The organism is Salmonella sp. SAL-020 (assembly GCF_017372215.1).
Taxonomy (GTDB): domain Bacteria; phylum Pseudomonadota; class Gammaproteobacteria; order Enterobacterales; family Enterobacteriaceae; genus Salmonella; species Salmonella enterica.
In genome coordinates this window covers 4513793-4529787 of record NZ_CP071690.1, presented here as the reverse complement: position 1 = coordinate 4529787, position 15995 = coordinate 4513793, and the positions used below count along the sequence as shown (strand labels likewise).

Here is a 15995-nt window from a genome sequence, read left to right as displayed (position 1 = left end):
AGACGATTTTCAGCAGTGATTCAGAGTTGAGTACGCAATACTTTGCGCAGCAGCAAGGCGGCAAGCGAAGGAAAGGAAGGAGCATACAGAAGTATGTGACTGAGTTTACGAGCGCAGGCAACGCCGCTGATGCGATAAAGAATTGCGTACAGAGCACAAAGAATTTGCCTGGCGGCACTAGCGCGGTGGTCCCACCTGACCCCATGCCGAACTCAGAAGTGAAACGCCGTAGCGCCGATGGTAGTGTGGGGTCTCCCCATGCGAGAGTAGGGAACTGCCAGACATCAAATAAAACAAAAGGCTCAGTCGAAAGACTGGGCCTTTTGTTTTATCTGTTGTTTGTCGGTGAGTAGTCTCCTGAGGAGGACAAATCCGCCGGGAGCGGATTTGAACGTTGCGCAGCAACGGCCCGTAGGGTGGCGGGCAGGACGCCCGCCATAAACTGCCAGGCATCAATTTAGTGAAGAAGCCCATCCGTCAGGATGGGCTTTTTTGCGTGTGCGGTAACTGTAAAAATGTAGGCCTGATAAGTGCAGCGCCATCAGGCAACCGGCACCGCCGGATGGCGGCTCCGCCTTATTCGGCCTACAAGGAACGTGCTTTCTCTAACCACCGCAAAATGAAGGCAGAAATCTGCGATACATCATTAAGATCCAAAACGGGTACCGCTACGGCAAGTGGAATATCACTGGCAACTGCAATAACATGCTCATCAAGAATTAATTCTTCCTCGCTGTGCCCACATCCCTGACGAAAAAGTAAGATCTTCGCAACTGCCTCGTGTTTAAACCCTTCTACCAGCACCATATCCAGCTTTGATGCATCCATCCGGCTCACCAGCCATGCCAGATCCAACTCTTCTTGCCCCGGCGTTTCAGTCATTAACGCCCAGCGCTGCTGACTGGCAACCAGCGTCTGTGCCGCCCCGGCTTTACGCAGCTCGTAGCTATCTTTACCCGGTTTATCGACATCCATATCATGATGGGTATGCTTAATCAGCCCTGGCCGAATTCCATGCTCACAAAGTGCTGGGATCAGTTTTTTCAGCAGTGTTGTTTTTCCCGTGCCGCTCCATGCGGCAATGGCGAGTAGCGGTATCATGGTCTCTTTTGCCATTGCGCGAGTTCCTCCGGCGTGTTGACGTTCACAAATGCCTCCTTACAATCGCTGAAATCAACGGCGTGTCCGCCTACCTGGCGCATAAAAATCATTACCCGCCGCTCGCCTGCTTGCAAATAAGCTGTCAACTGGGGCTCAACGGCACGATTAATCAACGCGATCGTTGGATGATCGCGCTCTCCATCATGAACCCAAACCACGGGTGCGCCATGACGCTGCGCTGCTAAACGATCGACCAGGTTGTGGGGGATACAGGGATTGTCACAGGGACAAAACAGAAACCAGTCGCTTGCTACCTGCTGAAAAACGGAAAGCATACCCGCCAGCGGACCGGGAAAGTCAGCGATTGAATCCGGAATGACTTTCAGGCCGCTGGCCTGGTAGATATCCAGATGGCGATTAGCACTAATGACGACCGTTGCAAGTTGTGGCGCGAGCGCGTCGGCAACGTGTCGCCAGAGCGGTTTCCCGTTCAGTTCAAGCAGACCTTTATCCGCACCTCCCATCCGCCGGGCTTTACCGCCTGCCAGCACCACGCCGGTTATTACTTCATCCAGATTCACCGATATCGCCTCTTTTATTGTGGGATTGACCCTGCTACCGTGTCTGTATCAAGAATAAGGAGCACAGCTATGAAATGTAAACGCCTGAATGAAGTCATTGAACTCCTCCAGCCAGCCTGGCAGAAAGAGCCTGATCTTAATCTGACGCAATTTTTGCAGAAACTGGCGAAAGAGTCAGGTTTTGACGGCAAACTGGAAGATTTAACTGATGATATCCTGATCTACCATCTGAAAATGCGCGATTCCGCCAAAGACGCCGCCATTCCAGGGATTCAAAAAGACTATGAAGAGGACTTTAAAACGGCGCTTTTACGCGCCCGCGGCGTTATTAAAGAGTAAAACCTTGTAAGCGGCGCCACCGAAATCGCCACGAAATGATATCCTGAATCATTCGTAGTATTTTCCGGATGATGGGATGAACGACAACGCTTTTACTTTCCAGACGCTACACCCGGAAACCATCATGGATGCGCTGTTTGAACAGGGGATCAGGGTGGATTCCGGGCTGACTCCACTAAACAGTTATGAAAACCGCGTCTATCAGTTTCAGGATGAAGACCGTCGACGTTTTGTCGTTAAGTTTTATCGTCCTGAACGCTGGTCTGTTGATCAAATTCGGGAAGAACACCAATTCGCGCTTGAACTGGTGAAGGATGAGGTTCCGGTTGCTGCTCCGCTCGCGTTTAATGGCCAGACACTGTTAGCGCATCAGGGCTATCATTATGCCATTTTCCCCAGCGTAGGCGGTCGTCAGTTTGAAGCAGATAATATCGATCAGATGGAGGCGGTAGGGCGTTATCTTGGTCGATTGCATCAGACGGGGCGAAAACGTCCTTTCACTTTCCGGCCTGACATTGGGCTTGCAGAGTATCTTTTTGAACCTCGCCAGGTATTCGAAGATGCCGCACTGATTCCCTCCGGGCAAAAAGCGGCTTTCCTGAAAGCCACTGATACTCTACTGTCTGCAGTTACCGAATGCTGGCGCACCGATTTCGCCACGCTGCGATTGCACGGCGATTGTCATGCCGGCAACATTCTATGGCGTGATGGACCGCTGTTTGTCGATTTAGATGATGCCCGTAACGGTCCGGCGATACAGGATTTATGGATGCTGCTGAACGGCGACAAAGCCGAACAGCGAATGCAGCTTGAAACCATTATTGAAGCTTATGAAGAAGTTAGTGAGTTCGATACGGCTGAAATTGGTCTCATTGAACCTTTACGCGCCATGCGTTTAGTTTATTATCTTGCCTGGTTGATTCGTCGTTGGGGCGATCCTGCGTTTCCAAAAAACTTTCCCTGGTTAACAGGGGAAGATTACTGGCAGCGACAGACAACGACTTTTATTGAGCAGACTAAAATTTTGCACGAACCCCCTTTACAATTAACGCCAATGTATTAATCGGAGAGAGTTGATCATGAAAAAGATTTGGCTGGCGCTGGCTGGTATGGTTTTAGCTTTTAGCGCCTCGGCAGCACAGATCAGCGACGGTAAACAGTATATCACGCTGGATAAACCGGTCGCTGGCGAACCCCAGGTACTGGAGTTTTTCTCCTTCTACTGCCCACATTGTTATCAGTTTGAAGAAGTGCTTCATGTGTCTGACAATGTGAAGAAAAAGCTGCCGGAAGGCACCAAAATGACCAAGTACCACGTTGAGTTCCTGGGGCCGTTGGGCAAGGAGCTCACCCAGGCATGGGCGGTGGCGATGGCGTTGGGTGTAGAAGATAAAGTCACGGTCCCGCTGTTTGAAGCCGTACAGAAAACCCAGACAGTACAATCTGCCGCGGATATCCGTAAAGTGTTCGTTGATGCGGGCGTCAAAGGCGAAGATTACGATGCGGCATGGAACAGCTTCGTGGTGAAATCACTGGTTGCGCAACAGGAGAAAGCCGCGGCTGACTTGCAACTGCAGGGCGTTCCGGCGATGTTCGTCAATGGCAAATACCAGATTAACCCACAAGGCATGGATACCAGCAGCATGGATGTTTTTGTTCAGCAGTATGCTGATACCGTGAAATATTTGGTTGATAAAAAATAAAAAGAACGCCGGTCACTGACCGGCGTTTTTATAAGATGTTTTAATCTCTTCTATCTGTATATCTTTCTTATCCCACAGCGTATTAAGCCAACGTTGAAAACGGCGTTTGAATGTTTTGTCGTTCACGTAATCGCCGTGCAGTTCTTCATTTATGGGTTCCAGTTGCACCCGAACAACAATACGCGTCAGCCTACCGCTTAGCATATCGTAGAAAGGGTGGCGATCGTTGTTTGGGTAACACAACGTAATATTAAGCAGCTTATCGAACTGTGAGCCTAAAACGTTAATCGCCATTGCAATACCGGCTGCTTTTGGCGGCAACAGATGTTGATAAGGTGAATGCGTTTGCTGACGTTTCTCATGCGTAAATCGCGAGCCTTCAACAAAGTTAACGATAGTGGTGGGATACCGACGAAACTTTTCGCAAGAGCGACGAGTTGTTTCAACATCTTTGCCGCGTCGATCGGGGTGGCGGAGCAGGTAGCTACGGGAGTAGCGCTTCATAAACGGCATATCTAATGCCCAGCACGCCAAGCCAATGAACGGTACCCAGGCCAATTGCTGTTTAAGAAAGTACTTATTCATTGGGATATGCTTGCGGAACAGAACGCAAAGCACAACGATATCGGCCCAGCTGCGATGATTACAAATCAGTAAATACCAATTTTTCTTGCTCAGCCCTTCTAACCCTTCTACATCCCATTGCAAGTGCGGATTAAGGCGTAACAGCGCTGCAAGACCAGCACACCAGCAATACATCATGAAATTGCAGAAAATGGAGACCTTGCGCCAGATACAGGGAACAGGCAAAAGGAGCTTTACCATACCGGCAACGATGATCGGTACTGAGCAAACAATAGTGACCAGGATGGTCAATACGATACTCAATGGGAGCGTGATAGCCGCGAGTATTCTCGTCATAATAAATTATTCAAAAGTTAGCCATAAACGGTGCGCGAAAAGGGCGCAAGAGGCTGATTCTATCAGAAAACGATGCTAATGATGGCGCTGAGTGAAATAGAAACACTCGTAACAACTATCCACATTATGATAACGGCATGAATCAGATAATCAGAAAAACGTGATGTTAACAACTCATTGAAAATAATGGTTAATTATTAAGATGAGAAGGCTATCGCGCTGATTTTAAAGTAATGGTAAGAATTTACACACAAAGTTATCCACAGGTTGTTTTGCGAGCGATCCTGAAGATCGACAAAACTTTTCCGCAAATGCGGCGAAAAACTCAAGTTTTCCTCCTGTATGTGGCATCCTTTAACCATAATCTGTTAAACAGGCACGGACATTATGGTTCAGATCCCAGAAAACCCACTTATTCTCGTAGATGGCTCATCCTATCTCTATCGCGCCTATCATGCGTTTCCGCCGTTAACCAACAGCGCGGGAGAACCTACGGGCGCAATGTATGGTGTCCTCAACATGTTGCGCAGCCTGATCATGCAGTATCAGCCGACGCATGCTGCGGTGGTGTTTGACGCCAAAGGAAAAACCTTCCGTGATGAGCTCTTTGAACACTACAAATCGCATCGTCCTCCGATGCCGGATGATCTGCGAGCGCAAATAGAGCCGTTACATGCCATGGTTAAAGCCATGGGGTTACCTCTGCTGGCAGTCTCTGGCGTAGAAGCGGATGACGTTATCGGTACACTGGCGCGAGAAGCGGAGAAGGTGGGGCGTCCGGTATTAATCAGCACCGGCGATAAAGATATGGCACAGTTGGTGACGCCGAATATTACGCTGATCAACACCATGACTAACACCATCCTCGGCCCGGATGAAGTCGTTAATAAGTACGGCGTGCCGCCTGAGCTGATTATCGACTTTCTGGCGCTGATGGGGGACTCCTCGGATAATATTCCAGGCGTACCAGGCGTGGGTGAGAAGACGGCGCAAGCCTTGCTTCAGGGATTGGGCGGCCTGGATACGCTGTACGCCGAGCCGGAAAAAATTGCCGGTCTCACTTTCCGCGGCGCCAAAACGATGGCCGGTAAATTAGCGCAGAATAAAGACGTAGCGTACCTGTCTTATAAACTCGCCACCATTAAAACGGATGTTGAGCTGGAGCTGACCTGCGAACAGCTTGAAGTGCAGCAGCCGATTGCGGATGAACTGCTGGGCCTGTTTAAAAAATATGAGTTCAAGCGCTGGACGGCGGACGTCGAGGCAGGCAAGTGGCTACAGGCAAAGGGCGCGAAACCGGCGGCCAAACCGCAGGAAACGGTCGTTATTGATGAATCGCCCAGCGAACCGGCAGCGGCGCTCTCTTATGAAAATTATGTCACGATTCTGGACGACGTTACGCTGGAAAGCTGGATTGAAAAGCTGAAAAAAGCGCCAGTTTTTGCTTTCGACACGGAGACCGACAGTCTGGATAATATCGCCGCCAACCTGGTGGGCCTCTCGTTTGCTATCGAACCTGGCGTTGCCGCGTATGTACCTGTCGCGCATGATTATCTGGACGCTCCGGATCAAATCTCCCGCCAGCGTGCTCTGGAACTGCTGAAGCCGCTGCTGGAAGATGAAAAAGTGCGCAAAGTGGGGCAAAACCTCAAGTACGATCGCGGCGTCTTGCAAAATTACGGTATTGAGCTGCGCGGTATCGCCTTCGATACCATGCTTGAGTCTTACATTCTGAACAGCGTCGCCGGACGCCATGATATGGACAGTTTGTCCGATCGTTGGCTGAAGCACAAAACTATCACCTTTGAAGACATTGCCGGTAAAGGTAAAAACCAGCTCACCTTTAACCAGATCGCACTGGAGGAAGCGGGGCGCTATGCGGCAGAAGATGCGGATGTCACGTTACAGTTGCATCTCAAAATGTGGCCTGAGCTCCAGCAGCACAAAGGCCCGCTGAATGTTTTCGAAAACATCGAAATGCCGTTGGTGCCTGTACTGTCACGCGTTGAGCGCAATGGCGTAAAAATCGATCCTGCCGTCCTGCACAAACATTCGGAAGAAATCACGCTACGTCTGGCGGAACTGGAAAAGAAAGCGCATGACATTGCGGGCGAGGCGTTCAACCTGTCCTCGACGAAGCAGTTGCAGACCATCCTGTTTGAAAAGCAGGGTATTAAGCCGCTGAAGAAAACGCCTGGCGGCGCGCCGTCAACGTCGGAAGAGGTGCTGGAAGAGCTGGCGCTGGACTATCCGCTGCCGAAAGTGATTCTGGAGTATCGTGGTCTGGCGAAGCTAAAATCCACCTATACCGATAAGCTGCCGCTGATGATTAACCCGAAAACCGGGCGCGTCCATACGTCCTATCATCAGGCGGTAACGGCGACGGGACGTTTATCGTCCACCGATCCGAACCTGCAAAATATTCCGGTGCGCAATGAAGAAGGCCGCCGCATTCGTCAGGCATTTATTGCGCCTGAGGATTATCTCATCGTGTCTGCGGACTATTCACAGATTGAGCTGCGTATTATGGCGCATCTTTCCCGTGATAAAGGACTGCTCACGGCGTTCGCCGAAGGGAAGGATATTCACCGCGCAACGGCGGCGGAAGTCTTTGGCTTGCCGCTGGATAGCGTGACCGGGGAACAGCGCCGAAGTGCGAAAGCCATTAACTTTGGCCTGATTTACGGGATGAGCGCCTTCGGTCTTTCTCGCCAGCTTAATATTCCGCGTAAAGAGGCGCAGAAGTATATGGATCTCTACTTCGAACGCTACCCTGGCGTGCTGGAATATATGGAGCGCACCCGCGCTCAGGCAAAAGAACAAGGCTATGTGGAAACGCTGGAGGGACGCCGCCTTTACCTGCCGGATATTAAATCCAGCAACGCGGCGCGGCGCGCGGGGGCGGAACGCGCGGCGATCAATGCTCCCATGCAAGGAACGGCTGCCGATATCATCAAGCGCGCCATGATTGCCGTCGATGCCTGGCTACAGGCCGAGCAGCCACGCGTGCGGATGATTATGCAGGTACACGATGAATTAGTGTTCGAGGTGCATAAAGACGACTTAGATGCGGTAGCAAAACGTATCCATCAGTTGATGGAAAACTGCACGCGTATTGATGTGCCGTTGCTGGTGGAAGTCGGTAGCGGAGAAAATTGGGATCAAGCGCACTAAGCATTTAAGGAATAACGCGCTTTTTTCGTAATTAAGCAACATAAGCACGGGGGTTTTGTGATGGGTATTAGAATTCCCTATGTAAAGAATGAAAAAAAATTACGAAAAGGTCTTTCTGTGTTGCTCAAAAAAGAGTAAAGTTATTCACGTAGGGTACAGAGGTAAGATGTTCTATCTTTCAGACCTTTTACTTCACGTAATCGGATTTGGCTGAATATTTTAGCCGCCCCAGTCAGTTTATGACTGGGGCGTTTTTTATTGTGCGCAAGAAAAGTTTCGCTCACACCGTAGGCCGGATAAGACGCGCAGCGGCGCCATCCGGCATAGCGGGTGATTATTCCCCGTCCTGAATCTCTTCGACCGGTGCCAGTTCACTAAACCAGCTATCCAGCTTCTGACGTAACTTATCCACGCCCTGCTTTTTCAGCGAGGAAAACGCTTCTACCTGCACATCGCCATTAAAAGCCAGCACGGCTTCACGTACCATATTCAACTGCGCCTTGCGCGCGCCGCTGGCCAGTTTGTCCGCTTTGGTCAGCAGAACCAGAACCTGGATATTGCTCTCTACAGCCCACTGGATCATCTGTTGGTCGAGGTCTTTCAACGGATGGCGGATATCCATTAAAACGACTAAGCCCTGTAGGCTTTGACGTTTCTCCAGATATTCCCCCAGCGCGCGTTGCCACTTGCGTTTCATCTCTTCCGGGACTTCCGCATAGCCATAGCCCGGCAGGTCGACCAACCGTTTGCCCTCTACGACTTCAAACAGGTTAATCAATTGGGTACGGCCCGGCGTTTTAGAGGTGCGCGCCAGGCTTTTTTGGTTGGTCAACGTGTTCAGGGCGCTGGATTTGCCTGCATTGGAACGGCCAGCAAAAGCCACTTCAATTCCGCAATCGGAAGGTAAATGGCGAATATCAGGCGCACTCATCACAAAATGCGTCTGTTGATAATTCAGGTTAGTCAAAGCGGTCGTCTCCGTCAGTCAAAGCATTGTGGCGATTATACCTGAACGCCAGCAAAAGACGGATTTTTCGGCGCGGCGGTGCTGTAAGTAAAAGCCATACGCTTTGTGAGACATTGACCATTGCACTTATGCGACATGGCAGAGTCGTTGTCAGGCTCAAAGCCAGTTAATATAGTTAAATCATGAATTTATAGAAAGGTAATTGTCTGAAAAAAAGGGATTTGCCGTGTCGGTATCTTGTGAGTTTACCCCAAAAGAGTAAAGTAATGCACATAGCGAGGACGCTAACAGGATCAACGACTCAGGATGAGGGTCAGGAGCGCCAGGAGGCGAAGACACAGGATTGTCAGGAAGACAAACGTCCGGAGACGTTAGTAAAAGGAAATGGAAACAACATGGAATGTTCCAGGCTAAGGGAAAAACAGGGCGTGTTGATAGCCAACAGGGATGGTGGAACCCGTTAAGGGTCGTGAGTCAAGAAAAAAGGCGGCAGATTACTCTGTCGCCTTTTTTCTTTGCTTGCTTTCTGCTAGATTCCGCCTCAATTCTATACTGAATAAAACGGCTTAAAGATCTGACATCATGAAAAAACCAACCTCTGCACCGCGCAGTAAAGCCTTTGGCAAACAGCGTCGTAAAACGCGTGAAGAGTTAAACCAGGAGGCGCGCGACCGTAAACGCCTGAAAAAACATCGCGGTCATGCGCCGGGAAGTCGCGCGGCGGGCGGCAATTCCGCTTCGGGCGGCGGCAATCAGAATCAACAAAAAGATCCACGTATTGGCAGTAAAACACCTGTTCCATTGGGCGTGACTGAAAAAGTGACCCAACAGCATAAACCGAAAAGTGAGAAACCTATGCTTTCACCGCAGGCGGAGTTGGATTTACTGGAAACGGATGAGCGCCTGGATGCGCTGTTAGAACGTCTGGAAGCGGGCGAAACCCTGAGTGCGGAAGATCAAGCCTGGGTAGATGCCAAACTGGATCGTATTGATGAACTGATGCAGAAGCTTGGTCTGTCTTACGATGACGACGAAGAAGACGACGAAGAGGACGAGAAGCAGGAAGATATGATGCGCCTGCTAAGAGGCGGCAACTAACGGGTTTACACCGTGGGCTTGCCCGTCCTGCTTATAACCCTTCCGGTTATATGTTATCTGGTGTGGTTATTCGTTAAACTACAGCGATTGTCGCGGCGACAGAAATGGCTGCGCAGCCGGCTTGCCGCCCGTCATGGCGTGAAGCCGGTACGCCGTACCCGCCAGAGACGCCATCGGAAGGAGTGAGCATGTCTGAACAGCAAATAGACTGGGATCTGGCCCTGATCCAGAAATATAACTATTCCGGGCCACGATATACCTCGTACCCAACCGCGCTGGAGTTTTCTGAAGACTTCGAGGACGCCGCATTCTTGCAGGCTGTGGCGCGTTATCCTGAGCGTCCGCTCTCGCTGTATGTGCATATCCCGTTTTGTCACAAGTTGTGTTATTTCTGCGGCTGCAACAAGATTGTCACCCGCCAACAGCATAAAGCTGACCAGTATCTTGACGCGCTTGAGCAGGAAATTCGTCATCGCGCGCCGCTGTTTGCAGACCGTCATGTCAGCCAGCTTCACTGGGGCGGCGGTACGCCTACTTACCTGAATAAAACGCAAATCAGCCGCTTAATGACGCTGTTGCGTGAAAATTTCCACTTTAATACCGATGCGGAAATCTCGATCGAAGTCGATCCTCGTGAAATTGAGCTGGATGTGCTCGATCATTTACGTGCGGAAGGTTTTAACCGCCTGAGTATGGGCGTGCAGGACTTTAATAAAGAGGTGCAGCGCCTGGTTAACCGCGAGCAGGATGAAGAATTCATCTTTGCGCTGCTTAATCACGCCCGCGATATCGGCTTTACCTCGACCAATATCGATTTGATCTACGGTCTACCGAAACAGACGCCGGAAAGCTTCGCTTTCACGCTGAAGCGTGTGACGGAACTGAACCCCGATCGTTTGAGCGTCTTTAACTATGCGCATCTGCCAACGCTTTTTGCCGCCCAGCGTAAAATTAAAGATGCTGATTTACCCAGCGCGCAGCAGAAACTGGATATTTTGCAGGAGACGATCGTATCGCTTACCCAGGCTGGTTATCAGTTTATCGGGATGGACCATTTTGCCCGTCCGGACGACGAACTGGCCGTCGCGCAGCGCGAAGGCGTGTTGCACCGTAATTTTCAGGGCTATACGACCCAGGGCGATACCGATCTGCTGGGGATGGGGGTTTCTGCTATCAGCATGATTGGCGATGGCTACATGCAGAACCAGAAAGAGCTGAAGCGTTATTACCAGCAAGTGGATGAGCGGGGCAATGCGCTATGGCGTGGTATTACGCTGACCCGTGATGATTGCATTCGTCGCGATGTTATCAAGGCGCTGATTTGTAACTTCCGCCTGGATTTTAACGCTGTCGAACAGCAGTGGGGTTTGCATTTCGCTGAGTATTTTGCCGAAGATTTGCAGTTACTGTCGCCGCTGGCGAAAGATGGGCTGGTGGATATTAGCGAGAAGGGAATTCAGGTGACGGCGAAAGGTCGTTTGCTGATCCGCAATATCTGCATGTGCTTTGACGCGTATCTGCGCCAGAAAGCGCGGATGCAGCAGTTCTCGCGCGTCATTTAGCCGGGTTGCCCGGTGGCGCTGCGCTTACCAGGCCTACACGTTGCGACAACCTGTAGGCCGGATAAGCATTAGCGCCATCCGGCACATTGTCAGCTGAACAGTCCCACCAGCGCGGCACACAACACGGCGGCTAGCGCAGTTTGTGGCGTGTGGCTGTCGACCGCTCCACTCGATACCAGATTAATAATAGATTCTAACATAATGAATCCCCCCGTTTGCCGGGCATGATCATACTGAACTCATCGGAACAGTAAAGCGCAAAATAGCAGCGTTTTGCGCTCAATTATTAATCTTTACACTCGCGGGTAATGTTTACTCCATTCCCAGCTCTTTCAACTTCCGCGTTAGGGTGTTTCGCCCCCAACCGAGCAGCCTGGCGGCTTCCTGTTTATGACCCTGCGTATGGCGTAATGCCGTGGTCAGTAGCGTTCTCTCCAGTTCTGGCTGCGCTTCAGAAAGCAGGTTTTGATGACCGGATCGCAAGGCGCGGTCCGCCCATTGTGCCAGTAATGTAGCCCAGCTATCCGGCGGCAGGTGGGACGGGCTATCCGGCGTCGAGGCTTCAAACAGTTCGCCCGGTAAATCCTGGATCAATACCTCCTGTCCGGCGGCCATGACGGTGAGCCAGCGGCAGGTATTTTCTAACTGACGCACGTTACCAGGCCATGCCAGGCGCGTTAACGCCGTTTCGGTTTCCGGATGTAATAATTTGGCTTCCACACCTAATTCACGGGCGGCGACCTGCAAAAAATGGCGCGCCAGGCGCGGAATATCCTCACGGCGCTCGCGCAACGGCGGAAGATGGATACGAATCACGTTCAGGCGGTGGAACAGGTCTTCGCGGAATTTCCCTTCCTGAACGCGTCGTTCGAGGTTCTGGTGGGTGGCGGCGATAATGCGCACATCCACTTTTACCGGCGCGTACCCGCCCACGCGGTAGAACTGTCCGTCAGCCAGCACGCGTAACAGACGAGTCTGGACATCCAGCGGCATATCGCCAATTTCGTCCAGAAACAGCGTGCCGCCGTCAGCCTGCTCGAAACGGCCCTGCCGGATGGTATTCGCCCCGGTAAAAGCGCCTTTCTCATGGCCAAACAGTTCGGATTCAATCAAATCTTTCGGGATGGCCGCCATATTGAGCGCGATAAACGGCGCTTTGGCGCGTGGGCTATGGCGGTGAAGCGCATGGGCGACCAGTTCTTTACCGGTCCCTGATTCGCCGTTAATCAGCACGCTAATCGAAGAACGCGACAGCCGACCAATAATGCGAAACACATCCTGCATGGCGGGCGCTTCGCCTATCATGTCTGTTGTCGGGCCGTTAACCTCGATATTACGCGGCTGCTGCTGCTCCTGATAGTGGCTAATCGCGCGCTCGACCAGAGCGACGGCTTCATCAATATCAAACGGTTTAGGCAGATAATCAAACGCCCCCTGCTGATAGGCGCTCACGGCGGCATCTAAATCGGAATGCGCGGTCATAATGATGACCGGAAGCATCGGGTGACGCTGTTTAATCTGCTTTAATAGCGCCAGCCCGTCCATTCCCGGCATTCGGATATCCGACAGCAAGACGTCCGGCGTTTTACTGGCCAGCGCAGCCAGTACTTCATTACCATTCTCAAAGGTGGTACAGGTCAACCCTGCCCCGGCGAGAGCACGTTCAAGCACCCAACGGATGGAACTATCATCATCGACGACCCAGACTATTCCTCGTTGCATAAACACCTCTATTTCCGAATCGGCAGGTAAACCGAAAACTCGGTATGCCCCGGCCAACTGGTAAATTCAATTTTGCCGGCGTGTTGATCGATAAGATTGCGGGCGATAGATAACCCAAGCCCGGTGCCGCCTTCGCGACCGCTGACCATCGGGTAGAACAGCGTATCCTGTAAATGGGGAGGAATGCCCGGCCCATTGTCTTCAACGTCTATACGCGCCGCCAGGCGATAGCGTTCGCCATGCAGCGTTAACTGGAAGGCGGTACGGGTACGCAGCGTAATTTCGCCGCCATCCGGCCCCAGCGCCTGCAAGGCATTGCGGACAATATTCAGCAGTACTTGCTCAATTTGTTCCGGGTCATGCGGCAGTTCTGGCAGACTGGGGTCGTAATCGCGGATAAGCCGGACATTATCCGGCAGTTCCATCGACACCAGCGCCACCACGCGCTCCGCGACTTTATGTATGCTCTCGGTAATGTGCATTCCCGGGTGCTGCGGCCCCAGCAAACGATCGACAAGGTTGCGTAGCCTGTCGGCCTGTTCAATGATGACTTTGGTATATTCCGTTAGCGCCGGGTCGGGCAGCGCCTTGCTGAGTAGCTGCGCCGCGCCGCGCAGGCCGCCGAGCGGATTTTTGATTTCGTGTGCCAGACCGCGCACCAGATCGCGGGCGGCGATTTGCTGCGCGTGCTGCAACTGCTCCTGACTCAGACGACGCTGGTTATCCATCGGCGCCATTTCGAGCAGTATAAAATCGTCGGGCAGACGTTGGGCGGTCAAAGAGAGAATATGCGAGCGACTATCAATCACCAGCGTCACTTCGTTATCGGTAAAGCCTTGCCCTGCCGCTAAACTTTCGCGCATCAGGTCAATGTTTAACGAAAAATAGCTCAACAGTTCAGGTAACGGCGTCCCGAACAGTTTGCGTGAGCTTTGCGCGAGCAACTGCTGCGCGGCAGGGTTGGCGTAATGGATTGCCAGCGCGTCGTCGACCACCAGCACGCTGTTGATTAACGAATTGAGGATCTGCCCAGCATCGGGCTGTATGCCGCTTGCCATTCAGCAGTCTCCTGGAAAAGGTTGCACCATTTTAGTGCATTATAGCTTTTTACCACTAAAAAGCGCGTGAGATCAGATTGTTGGTGGAGAAAAAAGCCCATCCTGGGATGGGCTGAAAGTTTCCACGGCAACTCAAAAACTCCTGACGCCTTTCACGCTGCTGCTGCGTTGGCTGCCTTCGCTTACCCCGGTCACATCGCTATCTATGCTCCTGGGGATGTGCTCAGTTGCCGCCTTGCAGCAACGCGAAATTCGTCGGATTTTTAATATACGATTAAACGCTGTAGTACAGCTCAAACTCTACCGGGTGCGGGGTCATACGCACGCGGTCATCTTCTTCGCGACGCAGCGCAATATACGCATCGATCGCTTCATCCGTGAACACGCCGCCTGCTTTCAGGAACTCGCGGTCCAGATCCAGCGCGTTCAGCGCTTCTTCCAGAGAACCCGCTACCTGTGGGATCTCTTTCGCTTCTTCCGGCGGCAGATCATACAGGTTTTTGTCCATGGCTTCGCCCGGGTGAATCTTATTCTTAATCCCGTCCAGACCGGCCATCAGCAGGGCGGCAAAGCACAGATACGGGTTAGCCGCCGGGTCCGGGAAACGCACTTCGATACGGCGCGCTTTCGGAGACGCCACCACCGGAATACGGATGGAGGCGGAACGGTTACGGGCGGAGTAGGCCAGCATCACCGGCGCTTCGTAACCCGGGACCAGACGCTTGTAGGAGTTGGTGGTCGGGTTCGCCAGGGCGTTGATGGCTTTGGCGTGTTTGATGACGCCGCCGATGTAGTACAGCGCCTGCTCAGACAGACCGGCATATTTGTCGCCAGAGAACAGGTTGGTGCCGTTCTTCGCCAGCGACATGTGGCAGTGCATACCAGAACCGTTATCGCCGAACATCGGTTTTGGCATAAAGGTCGCGGTCTTACCGAAGCGGTGAGCCACGTTATGTACGACATATTTGTAAATCTGAATTTCGTCGGCTTTTTTGGTCATGGTGTTAAAGCGGGTCGCCACTTCGTTCTGACCTGCGGTCGCTACTTCGTGGTGGTGCGCTTCAACGACCAGGCCCATCTGCTCCATGACCAGACACATTTCAGAACGGATATCCTGCGCGGAGTCAACTGGCGGAACCGGGAAATAACCGCCTTTCACGCCCGGACGATGGCCTTTGTTGCCGCCTTCATATTTGGTAGAGGAGTTCCAGGCGCCTTCAATATCGTCAATCGCCACATGTGAGCCGGAGATAGATGCGCCGAAGCGGATGTCATCGAACAGGAAGAATTCAGGTTCCGGCCCAAACAGGACGGTATCGGCGATACCGGTCGCGCGCAGGTAGTCTTCCGCACGTTTTGCGATGGAACGTGGGTCACGGTCATAACCTTGCAGAGTGCCAGGCTCCAGGATGTCGCAACGGATAATCAGGGTAGAGTCCGCGAAGAACGGGTCAATCACTGCGGTGGATGCGTCTGGCATCAGCACCATGTCGGATTCGTTAATGCCTTTCCAGCCGCCGATAGAGGAGCCGTCAAACATTTTGCCTTCTTCAAAGAATTCGGCATTTACCTGATGAGCAGGAATCGTGACGTGCTGTTCTTTGCCTTTGGTATCGGTGAAGCGCAGATCGACAAACTTCACTTCGTGCTCGTTCAGCATCGTCAAAACGTGTTCAGCGGACATACTTGTACTCTCCCGGATTGGTCATGGTCGGTCGTCGTGGTAACGAGATCTTCAATTCTGCTGGCCGTGTCGCCGTAAAAATATA

15 protein-coding genes and 1 rRNA gene are annotated in these 15995 nt (G+C 52.1%); 8 read left to right on the top strand and 8 right to left on the bottom strand.

From position 1 onward, the window contains the following. Window positions 1–167 precede the first annotated feature (167 nt). Window positions 168–283: ribosomal RNA gene (rrf, locus tag J1G48_RS21895) — 5S ribosomal RNA — on the top strand. A gap of 302 nt (window positions 284–585) precedes the next feature. Here the strand turns inward: rrf and mobB are convergent. Both mobB and mobA read right to left on the bottom strand, forming a co-directional pair. Beyond that, window positions 586–1101, bottom strand: a complete 516-nt coding sequence (mobB, locus tag J1G48_RS21890; protein ID WP_012543414.1) for a molybdopterin-guanine dinucleotide biosynthesis protein MobB — start codon at window positions 1099–1101, stop codon at window positions 586–588. After that, window positions 1098–1682, bottom strand: coding sequence for a molybdenum cofactor guanylyltransferase MobA (gene mobA, locus J1G48_RS21885; protein ID WP_001046894.1), 585 nt, complete (start codon window positions 1680–1682; stop codon window positions 1098–1100). The genes mobB and mobA overlap by 4 nt, the downstream gene beginning before the upstream one ends. 69 nt (window positions 1683–1751) lie before the next feature. On the opposite strand from mobA, the gene J1G48_RS21880 reads away from it, so the two are divergent. The 3 genes from J1G48_RS21880 to dsbA all read left to right on the top strand — a co-directional run bounded on the left by J1G48_RS21880 (window position 1752) and on the right by dsbA (window position 3724). Next, a complete protein-coding gene (locus J1G48_RS21880) occupies window positions 1752–2021 on the top strand; it encodes a YihD family protein (protein WP_000649858.1) in 270 nt (89 codons plus the stop codon). A 76-nt stretch (window positions 2022–2097) separates the two neighbouring features. Further along, window positions 2098–3084: a serine/threonine protein kinase gene (locus J1G48_RS21875; RefSeq protein WP_000999264.1), complete on the top strand. Its 987-nt coding sequence runs from the start codon at window positions 2098–2100 to the stop codon at window positions 3082–3084. Between the two features lie 16 nt (window positions 3085–3100). Further along, window positions 3101–3724 carry a thiol:disulfide interchange protein DsbA gene (gene dsbA / locus J1G48_RS21870; protein ID WP_000725364.1) on the top strand — a complete coding sequence of 208 codons (624 nt, stop codon included), beginning with the start codon at window positions 3101–3103 and terminating at the stop codon, window positions 3722–3724. Window positions 3725–3736: 12 nt separating this feature from the next. Here the strand turns inward: dsbA and J1G48_RS21865 are convergent, their stop codons facing one another. Further along, the gene (locus J1G48_RS21865; RefSeq protein ID WP_000196894.1) at window positions 3737–4645 is read right to left on the bottom strand and encodes an acyltransferase; all 909 of its coding nucleotides are present in this window, start codon (window positions 4643–4645) and stop codon (window positions 3737–3739) included. 387 nt (window positions 4646–5032) lie between these two features. Between J1G48_RS21865 and polA the strand changes: the two genes are divergently transcribed. Next, window positions 5033–7819 carry a DNA polymerase I gene (polA, locus tag J1G48_RS21860; RefSeq protein ID WP_000249966.1) on the top strand — a complete coding sequence of 929 codons (2787 nt, stop codon included), beginning with the start codon at window positions 5033–5035 and terminating at the stop codon, window positions 7817–7819. Between the two features lie 334 nt (window positions 7820–8153). On the opposite strand, the gene yihA is transcribed toward polA, so the two are convergent. Continuing rightward, the gene (yihA, locus tag J1G48_RS21855; RefSeq protein ID WP_000183331.1) at window positions 8154–8786 is read right to left on the bottom strand and encodes a ribosome biogenesis GTP-binding protein YihA/YsxC; all 633 of its coding nucleotides are present in this window, start codon (window positions 8784–8786) and stop codon (window positions 8154–8156) included. 239 nt (window positions 8787–9025) lie between these two features. Here yihA and J1G48_RS21850 point away from each other — a divergent pair, with 239 nt between their 5' ends. The 3 genes from J1G48_RS21850 to hemN all read left to right on the top strand — a co-directional run bounded on the left by J1G48_RS21850 (window position 9026) and on the right by hemN (window position 11446). Next, window positions 9026–9250, top strand: a complete 225-nt coding sequence (locus J1G48_RS21850) for a hypothetical protein (RefSeq protein ID WP_001541209.1) — start codon at window positions 9026–9028, stop codon at window positions 9248–9250. Window positions 9251–9368: 118 nt separating this feature from the next. Continuing rightward, entirely contained in the window at window positions 9369–9884 is a 516-nt protein-coding gene (yihI, locus tag J1G48_RS21845) for a Der GTPase-activating protein YihI (RefSeq protein WP_000743292.1), read from the top strand. 188 nt (window positions 9885–10072) lie between these two features. Beyond that, the gene (gene hemN, locus J1G48_RS21840; RefSeq protein ID WP_000003527.1) at window positions 10073–11446 is read left to right on the top strand and encodes an oxygen-independent coproporphyrinogen III oxidase; all 1374 of its coding nucleotides are present in this window, start codon (window positions 10073–10075) and stop codon (window positions 11444–11446) included. 89 nt (window positions 11447–11535) lie between these two features. Here the strand turns inward: hemN and J1G48_RS21835 are convergent, their stop codons facing one another. The 4 genes from J1G48_RS21835 to glnA form a co-directional block, all read right to left on the bottom strand. After that, window positions 11536–11646: a YshB family small membrane protein gene (locus J1G48_RS21835; RefSeq protein ID WP_001578131.1), complete on the bottom strand. Its 111-nt coding sequence runs from the start codon at window positions 11644–11646 to the stop codon at window positions 11536–11538. Between the two features lie 112 nt (window positions 11647–11758). Next, the gene (gene glnG, locus J1G48_RS21830; RefSeq protein ID WP_001188783.1) at window positions 11759–13168 is read right to left on the bottom strand and encodes a nitrogen regulation protein NR(I); all 1410 of its coding nucleotides are present in this window, start codon (window positions 13166–13168) and stop codon (window positions 11759–11761) included. 8 nt (window positions 13169–13176) lie between these two features. Then, window positions 13177–14226, bottom strand: a complete 1050-nt coding sequence (glnL, locus tag J1G48_RS21825) for a nitrogen regulation protein NR(II) (protein ID WP_000146192.1) — start codon at window positions 14224–14226, stop codon at window positions 13177–13179. Between the two features lie 274 nt (window positions 14227–14500). Beyond that, a complete protein-coding gene (gene glnA, locus J1G48_RS21820; RefSeq protein ID WP_001271699.1) occupies window positions 14501–15910 on the bottom strand; it encodes a glutamate--ammonia ligase in 1410 nt (469 codons plus the stop codon). Window positions 15911–15995 lie beyond the last annotated feature (85 nt).

Excerpts from the sequence above, each read along its gene's own strand:
- J1G48_RS21880 (WP_000649858.1), top strand. The coding sequence starts at position 1,752 with ATGAAATGTAAACGCCTGAATGAAGTCATTGAACTCCTCCAGCCAGCC.
- yihI (WP_000743292.1), top strand. The coding sequence starts at position 9,369 with ATGAAAAAACCAACCTCTGCACCGCGCAGTAAAGCCTTTGGCAAACAG.
- hemN (WP_000003527.1), top strand. The coding sequence starts at position 10,073 with ATGTCTGAACAGCAAATAGACTGGGATCTGGCCCTGATCCAGAAATAT.
- glnG (WP_001188783.1), bottom strand. The coding sequence starts at position 13,168 with ATGCAACGAGGAATAGTCTGGGTCGTCGATGATGATAGTTCCATCCGT.
- mobB (WP_012543414.1), bottom strand. The coding sequence starts at position 1,101 with ATGATACCGCTACTCGCCATTGCCGCATGGAGCGGCACGGGAAAAACA.
- J1G48_RS21865 (WP_000196894.1), bottom strand. The coding sequence starts at position 4,645 with ATGACGAGAATACTCGCGGCTATCACGCTCCCATTGAGTATCGTATTG.
- dsbA (WP_000725364.1), top strand. The coding sequence starts at position 3,101 with ATGAAAAAGATTTGGCTGGCGCTGGCTGGTATGGTTTTAGCTTTTAGC.
- J1G48_RS21875 (WP_000999264.1), top strand. The coding sequence starts at position 2,098 with ATGAACGACAACGCTTTTACTTTCCAGACGCTACACCCGGAAACCATC.
- polA (WP_000249966.1), top strand. The coding sequence starts at position 5,033 with ATGGTTCAGATCCCAGAAAACCCACTTATTCTCGTAGATGGCTCATCC.
- glnA (WP_001271699.1), bottom strand. The coding sequence starts at position 15,910 with ATGTCCGCTGAACACGTTTTGACGATGCTGAACGAGCACGAAGTGAAG.
- glnL (WP_000146192.1), bottom strand. The coding sequence starts at position 14,226 with ATGGCAAGCGGCATACAGCCCGATGCTGGGCAGATCCTCAATTCGTTA.
- J1G48_RS21835 (WP_001578131.1), bottom strand. The coding sequence starts at position 11,646 with ATGTTAGAATCTATTATTAATCTGGTATCGAGTGGAGCGGTCGACAGC.